7 protein-coding genes are annotated in these 7,180 nt (G+C 71.8%); 1 reads left to right on the forward strand and 6 read right to left on the reverse strand.

Annotation, left to right across the window (positions count from 1 at the left end; all coding sequences use genetic code 11):
• The 5 genes from ABZ646_RS35890 to lipB form a co-directional block, all read right to left on the reverse strand.
• Positions 1–998 (reverse strand): right-handed parallel beta-helix repeat-containing protein (locus ABZ646_RS35890; RefSeq protein ID WP_360528607.1); only part of this gene is annotated, 998 nt, incomplete at its 3' end.
• Positions 999–1,175: 177 nt separating this feature from the next.
• On the reverse strand, positions 1,176–1,880 hold the full coding sequence (locus ABZ646_RS35895; protein ID WP_132886368.1) for a DUF4191 domain-containing protein: 705 nt from the start codon (positions 1,878–1,880) through the stop codon (positions 1,176–1,178).
• A 70-nt stretch (positions 1,881–1,950) separates the two neighbouring features.
• On the reverse strand, positions 1,951–2,148 hold the full coding sequence (locus ABZ646_RS35900) for a hypothetical protein (RefSeq protein WP_132886367.1): 198 nt from the start codon (positions 2,146–2,148) through the stop codon (positions 1,951–1,953).
• 234 nt (positions 2,149–2,382) lie between these two features.
• The gene (lipA, locus tag ABZ646_RS35905; RefSeq protein WP_360528611.1) at positions 2,383–3,348 is read right to left on the reverse strand and encodes a lipoyl synthase; all 966 of its coding nucleotides are present in this window, start codon (positions 3,346–3,348) and stop codon (positions 2,383–2,385) included.
• Positions 3,349–3,422: 74 nt separating this feature from the next.
• Complete coding sequence (gene lipB / locus ABZ646_RS35910; protein ID WP_360528614.1) at positions 3,423–4,223, reverse strand: lipoyl(octanoyl) transferase LipB; 801 nt, start codon at positions 4,221–4,223, stop codon at positions 3,423–3,425.
• A 247-nt stretch (positions 4,224–4,470) separates the two neighbouring features.
• On the opposite strand from lipB, the gene ABZ646_RS35915 reads away from it, so the two are divergent.
• Positions 4,471–5,943 carry a regulator gene (locus ABZ646_RS35915; protein WP_360528617.1) on the forward strand — a complete coding sequence of 491 codons (1,473 nt, stop codon included), beginning with the start codon at positions 4,471–4,473 and terminating at the stop codon, positions 5,941–5,943.
• A 150-nt stretch (positions 5,944–6,093) separates the two neighbouring features.
• Here the strand turns inward: ABZ646_RS35915 and ABZ646_RS35920 are convergent.
• Positions 6,094–7,180, reverse strand: a 1,087-nt coding sequence (locus ABZ646_RS35920; protein WP_360528620.1) for an FAD-dependent oxidoreductase, incomplete at its 5' end; no start/stop codon positions are given.

Raw genomic sequence — 7,180 nt, forward strand, 5'->3', positions numbered from 1 at the left:
GGGCCGCCCTCCTCGGTGACGAAACCGAGCACCAGCGTCGGATCCCCGCTTCCCTCGTTCCTGGTGACCAGGGTGTTCTCGGCGCCGGTCAGCACGATGCCGGAGCCCTGGAGGAAGGACAGCCGGGCGGTCTTCGGGCAGTACTTGTTGTTCTTGACGACCTGGTTCCCGGTGACCGTGATGTTGCCGGCCTTCGGCTTGTTCTCGTCGCCGACGACGAACACGCCCGCGCAGTTCCCGGTGACCGAGTTGTCCGCGACGGTGAGGTTGCGCAGCCGGCGCACGGTGACGCCGATCCGGTTGCCCTCCAGGAGGTTGTGCTCGACGACCGTGCCCGCGGTGTCGGTGGCGCCCTTCTCCGCCGTGACGGAGTTGGCGAGGAACAGGCCCGCGTCGCCGTTGTTCCGGGCGACGTTGTCGCGGTAGGTGCTGTGCACCGAGCGCTCCTCGGCGATGCCCCACTGACCGTTCTTCACGGCGGCCACGCCGTGCACGTTCAGGTTGGCCGTGCCGACGGCCATGACGCCGATCCGGGAGAACCCGGTCACGGTCATCCTGGCGATGGTCACGTCCTCGACGGGCTTGCTCTTGGTGCCGACCACGCAGATGCCGTTGCCCATCTCCGCACAGGACTTCTGGGCGGCGGCCTTCTTGCCGGCCTTACCGGGCTTGGCGGGCTTACCGGGCTTGGCGGGCTTACCGGGCTTGGCGGCTTTGCCGGGCTTGGTCGCCCTGGCCTTCTTGGCGGGCTCCAGCACGGTCGCCGGGCCCATGCCGCGCAGGGTCAGACCGGGCGTGGTCACCTTGACGCTCTCGCGGTAGGTGCCGGCCATGACGAGAACCGTGTCGCCGGGCTGGGCGGCGTCGACCGCCTTCTGGATCGACTCACCCGGACGCACCCAGTGCACGTGGTGGGCGGCGGACGCCGGAGCGGCGCCGAGGAGGGCACCGCAGAGGGCGGTACCGCACGCGAGGTATGTGATATGGCGTTTTGTCACATGCGGAAGATTAGGAGCGGATGACCCGATAAACGCCGTGATGCTCCGTTCGGCGGCGTGTCATCGGCAACGCCCGGCTCTTGCCGAACGCGTCCCGGCTGTGCGTGACCAGTGCTGCATGGCGAAGGGGCCGCCCGGAGTGATCCGGGCGGCCCCTTCGGGAACGTACGTCGTGGGTCAGCGGGTCCTGCCGCCGCCGCCCTTCGGCATCCGCATGCCCTTGGGCATGGGCCCCTTCGGCAGCGGCATGTTGGACATCAGGTCGCCCATCGCCCGCAGCCGGTCGTTGGTGGTCGTCACCTGGGGGCCGGTCAGCACCCGCGGGAACTTCAGCATCGTCGTCCGCAGCTTCTTCAGCGGGACCTGGCCCTCACCCGTGCCGACGATCACGTCGTGCACCGGCACGTCGGCGACGATGCGCGCCATCTTCTTCTTCTCGGCGGCCAGCAGCGTCTTCACCCGGTTCGGGTTGCCCTCGGCGACCAGGACGATGCCGGCCTTGCCGACGGCCCGGTGCACGACGTCCTGGCTGCGGTTCATCGCGACGGCCGGCGTGGTCGTCCAGCCCCGCCCGATGTTGTCCAGAACGGCGGCCGCGGCACCCGGCTGGCCCTCCATCTGGCCGAAGGCCGCCCGCTCGGCCCGGCGGCCGAACACGATCGCCGTCGCGAGGAAACCGAGCAACAGGCCCAGGATGCCCAGGTAGACAGGGTGGCCGATCAAGAAGCCGATCACGAGGAAGACCGCGAGCGTGCCGAGACCGACACCCGCGAGCACAAGACCGATCGTCTTGTCGGCCTTGCGGGTCATCTTGTACGTAAGGGCGATCTGCTTCAGTCGCCCGGCATTCGCAGCATCCGCTGCGGGTTCCTTCCTCGCCATGTCCCGAAGTCTACGTGGCTCTGGGAGCGGCTACGACGGCAGTGTCCCGGGAAGGCCCGCGGGACGGGGGTCAGGAGCGGCCGGCGGCCTGCTCCAGGAAGAGCTGCGCCTCGACCCGGTCCTTGGCGCGACGGCGGTCCTCGAGCACGGAGGTCCACGCGTTGCGGCGCGCGGTGCGCTGGCCGCTGCTCAGCAGCAGCGACTCGACGGCGCGCAGCGCGTCGGTGAAGGACGGGATGGCGGTGGCGCGGACGGGCGCGGCCTGCATGGTGGAGGTCCCCCTCGGAGTGGGTGTACGTGCTGTGATACCAGCGTCACTGTTCGGTGTTACCAGGGCGTGACCGACCGGTCAAACGCCAATGAAGCCTCGATGCGCGCCCCCGGAACGCCGACGCGGCCCCGGTGCACGCCCTCATCAGCGAGGACGGCCAGGACCGCGTCCATTCGGTCATTACTGACCAGTAGCTCCTTGTGCGTGAATTCACACAACCCGGGTGGCGGGTCAGACCGCCTGTGCGGCGACGAACGCGCCGCGCTTCTCGATCGCCATCTGGTAGAGGCGTCCGGCCCGGTAGGAGGAGCGGACCAGCGGCCCGGACATCACACCGGAGAAGCCGATCTGCTCGGCCTCCTCCTTCAGCTCCACGAACTCCTGCGGCTTCACCCAGCGCTCCACGGGGTGGTGCCGGACGCTCGGGCGCAGGTACTGGGTGATGGTGACCAGTTCGCAGCCCGCCTCGTGCAGCTGGCGCAGCGCGTCGCTGACCTCCTCGCGGGTCTCGCCCATGCCGAGGATGAGGTTGGACTTGGTGACCAGGCCGAAGTCGCGGGCCTCGGTGATGACCTTCAGCGAACGCTCGTAACGGAAGCCGGGGCGGATCCGCTTGAAGATGCGGGGCACCGTCTCGACGTTGTGCGCGAAGACCTCGGGGCGGGCGGAGAAGACCTCGGCGAGCTGCTCCGGGACCGCGTTGAAGTCGGGGGCCAGCAGCTCGACCTTGGTGCGGCCGCCCTCGCGCTGCGCCGTCTGCGCGTGGATCTGCCGGACCGTCTCGGCGTACAGCCAGGCCCCGCCGTCCGCCAGGTCGTCGCGGGCGACCCCGGTGATGGTGGCGTAGTTCAGGTCCATGGTGACCACGGACTCGCCCACGCGGCGCGGCTCGTCACGGTCCAGGGCCTCGGGCTTGCCGGTGTCGATCTGGCAGAAGTCGCAACGCCGGGTGCACTGGTCGCCGCCGATGAGGAAGGTCGCCTCGCGGTCCTCCCAGCACTCGTAGATGTTCGGGCAGCCGGCTTCCTGGCAGACCGTGTGCAGCCCCTCGCTCTTCACGAGGTTCTGCATCTTCGTGTACTCGGGGCCCATTTTCGCCCGGGTCTTGATCCACTCGGGCTTGCGCTCGATGGGGGTCTGGCTGTTGCGGACCTCCAGGCGCAGCATCTTGCGTCCGTCGGGTGCGACTGCGGACACGACCGGCTCCCTAGCGTTGATTCTTCGGCGTGCTCCAGCGTACGCCCGTGGATTCGAATGCCTGCCGGGCGGAGTCAGGCCGCAGGTGTCTTCTCGATCACCCTCGGCGCGAGTTCCGCGTTCTCCAGGATGTCCTTCAGGTGCCGCTCCACCACGGGCAGCACCTCCTCGATCGTCACGTCCCGGCCCAGTTCGGACGCGAGGGAGGCGACGCCGGCGTCCCGGATGCCGCACGGGATGATCCGGTCGAACCACTTCATGTCCGGGTTCACGTTGAACGAGAAGCCGTGCATGGTCACGCCCTTGGCGACCCGGATGCCGATCTGGGCGATCTTGCGGTCCTCGCGGCGCTGGCCCGCGTTGGAGGGCGCGTACTCGGGACCGTTCAGGCGCGGGTCGAACTCCTCGTCGTGCAGCCGCGGGTCGAAGTCCAGGGAGAGCCCTCCGAGCGCCGGCCGCTGCTCCACCGGGTCCCCGAGCACCCACACCCCGCTGCGCCCCTCCACCCGGGTGGTCTCCAGGCCGAACTCGGCGCAGACGCGGATCAGCGCCTCCTCCAGCCGCCGGACGTGGGCGACCACGTCCACCGGGCGCGGCAGCTTCTGGATCGGGTAGCCGACCAGCTGGCCCGGGCCGTGCCAGGTGATCTTGCCGCCGCGGTCCACGTCGATGACCGGGGTGCCGTCGAGGGGGCGCTCGTTGTCCGCGGTACGGCGGCCGGCCGTGTACACCGGGGGGTGTTCGAGCAGCAGCACCGTGTCGGGGGTCTCGTCGGCGAACCGTGCCGCGTGCACCCGGCGCTGCTCGTCCCACGCCTCCTGGTACTCGACGGCGTCCGCGCCGAACCCCATTCGGACGAACCGCAACTCACTCACGGCAAGCGCCTCCCTTGGCGACGGGTATGTCAGGCACATAACGCGCCCAAGCCACTGTACGTCCGCCGGTCACGCGTCAGCCCTGGGGTCAATCCTCACACGATCGGATGAATGAATGTGGAAGTGTGCGATCAGGTGCTCACTCTCCGCTACATTCGCGCCGTCCATGAGCGCCAAAAGGGCTGCTCACCGGCAATCCGGGCACAAGCTACCGAGCTGAGCCAGAAGGCAGGAGACCGCACTCCAGATGACGGACCGACCCGCGCAGCGCACCCCCAACCGCCAGCTCGCCGCGCTCATCGCAGAAGCGGGGTTCTCCAACGCCGGTCTGGCCCGTCGCGTCGACCAGCTCGGCCTCGAACACGGGCTGGATCTCAGATACGACAAGACATCGGTCACCCGCTGGCTGCGCGGCCAGCAGCCCCGCGGCACCACCCCGGCCCTGATCGCCGAGGTCTTCACCCGGCGCCTCGGCCGCCGGCTCACCGCCCAGGACCTGGGCCTCGACGCCTGTGCCCCGGTGTACGCCGGGCTGGAGTTCGCGGCCACCCCCGAGGAGGCCGTCGACATCGTCAGCGGGCTGTGGCGCAAGGACTCCGGCAGCCATGCCGAACTCCGCAAGATCGCGTTCACCCCGGCCGGGCTCGTGGTCCCCAGCCGGGACTGGCTGATCGGCCGTGCCGACGACCGGGTGGCCCGCGGTGAGCCGGCCCCGGCGACGGCGGCCCGGGTGCCCGCGCAGACCCGCCCGGCGGCGCCCAGGCAGCTGCCGGCCCTGCCGGTGCGGCCACGCGGGGGGACCGACCGCGGACCCGGCCAGAAGGTCACCGGCGGCGACATCGCCGCGCTCCGCTCGGTCGGCGAACTGTTCCGCACGCTCGACGACGCGTACGGCGGCGGGCACGCCCGGCAGGCGCTGGTGCGGTATCTGGAGCACGAGTGCGAGCCGATGCTGCGCGGCACGTACGGCGAACAGACCGGCCGCAGGCTGTTCGGCGCGGCGGCCGACCTGACCCGGCTCGCGGGGTGGACGTCGTACGACATCGCGGCGCACGGGCTCGCTCAGCGCTACTTCGTCCAGTCGCTGCGGCTCGCCCAGGCGGCGGGGGACCGGGCGTACGGCTCCTACGTCCTGGTCACCATGAGCCGCCAGGCGGTCTACCTGGGGCACGGCCGGGAGGCGGTGCAGCTGGCCCGCGTCGCCCAGCAGGGGGTCGGCACGAACGCCCCGCCGGTGGTCCAGGCGCTGCTGCACGCGGCGGAGGCCCGGGCGCACGGTGTGCTCGGCGAGGTACGGGCGTGCACCGGCGCACTGGTCCGCGCGGAACGCGCCCTGGAGGCGGCCCGTCCCGGCGACGACGTGCCCCACTGGGCGCGCTTCTTCGACGAGGCCCAGCTCGCCGACGAGTTCGGGCACTGCCACCGGGACCTCCAGCAGTTCCGCGCGTCCGCGCAGCACGCGGAGCGCTCGCTGCAACTCCGTGCGCCCTCCTATGCGCGCAGCCGCCTGTTCTGCCGGGTCGTCCTCGCCACCGCCCGCCTCGGCCTCGGTGAACTGGACCAGGCCTGCGCGCTCGGGGCGGAGGCGGCGGGCGCGGCGGCGGAGATGCGGTCGGTACGGGCGACGGAGTACGTCAGGGACTTCGAACGCCGGTTGGAGCCGTACAAGGACGCGGCGCCGGTGAAGGGGTACCGGGAGAAGGTGGCGGCGTTGAACTGACGTCAGCCACGACGGTGTCGTTCGGCGGTGCGGCGTCGTCGTGGCTGGTCGCGCAGTTCCTCCCCCAGCCTTCGGCCGGGGGTACCCCCAGCGCCCCTTTCGGGGCGCTGTTCGGCAGCGAATCGAATGCAACCCCGCGCCCCTGCGTTTCTACGCCGCTCGGGGTTGCATGGTTTCCGCGCTGTGCATGGAGCCCGCTGCGCCCAGGTCCGCCAGGATCGCCGCCGCGGCCCGGTGGGCCGAGTGGAGGGCTCCCTGGACCGTGCTGGTGTCCCGGTGGTCGCCGCAGGCGTAGAGGCCGGCCAGGAGGCGGACCGGGCGGCGCAGGTCGTGCGGGGGACGCATGGCGGGGAGCGCCTCGGGGGTGTGGTGGACCGCGAGGGTCTCCCAGCGGCGCGTCGACGTGCCGTAGAGCCGCGCCAGGTGCATGCGGACCGCCGTGTCGACGTCGGCGGGCGGGGAGCCGAGGACCGTGGAGGAGATCAGGGCGCGGCCCTGGGGCGCCCGGCTCGGGTCGACGTTGCTGACGACGGAGGTGTGCGAGACCGGGCCGCTGCGGTCGGCGTCGAGCAGGAGCGACGCCCCGGTGGTCAGGCTCGCCGGTTCGTCGGTCGTGTGGTGGACCACCGTCACCTCGTGGAAGTCCGGCACCCGCAGGCCCGGCAGCAGCTCGGCGGCCGCGCGGGCGTCGGTCGCCAGCAGCACCGCCCGGCAGCGGATCTCGCCGTGCTCCGCCGTCCGCACGCAGGTCGTCGAGACCGAGGTGGCCCGCACCCCGGTGTGCACGGTGCCCGGCGGAAGGGCCCGGGCGAGCAGGTCCGGGAGGACGTCCGCGCCGCCCTCCGGCAGGCACAGCCGCCCGCTCGCGAAGGAGCGCAGCGCGAGGTCCGCGCAGCGGCTGGACGTCGTCAGCTCGGGATCGCACAGCAGGGCCGCCAGCAGCGGGCGCAGGAAGCCGTCGATCGTACGGGCGGACACCCCGCGCTCCGTGAGGGCGCGGGCGGCCGGGAGCTCGGGGCGGGCGAGGATCCGCTCCACCGGCGTACCGGCGAGCCGGCCCAGGGCCGCGCCGAGCCGTGCCTGGTCGACCGCGCCGCCCATGGGGGCGTTGGCCCGCACCGGCGACACGGCCGAGCCGCCCCTGGGGGCGCTTGCCAGGGCGCGCACCGCGTGCAGTGCGCCCCTCGCGCTGCCCCCGCCCGCCGGAGCGCCCACCCGGTGCCTGCGACCTGGCCCG

This window comes from Streptomyces sp. NPDC007162, from assembly GCF_040634175.1.
Classification (GTDB): Bacteria; Actinomycetota; Actinomycetes; order Streptomycetales; family Streptomycetaceae; genus Streptomyces.

What these genes read in the sequence shown, in the direction of transcription:
- ABZ646_RS35900 (WP_132886367.1), bottom strand. Translation starts at nt 2,148, where the DNA reads ATGCAGGCCGCGCCCGTCCGCGCCACCGCCATCCCGTCCTTCACCGAC.
- ABZ646_RS35915 (WP_360528617.1), top strand. Translation starts at nt 4,471, where the DNA reads ATGACGGACCGACCCGCGCAGCGCACCCCCAACCGCCAGCTCGCCGCG.
- ABZ646_RS35895 (WP_132886368.1), bottom strand. Translation starts at nt 1,880, where the DNA reads ATGGCGAGGAAGGAACCCGCAGCGGATGCTGCGAATGCCGGGCGACTG.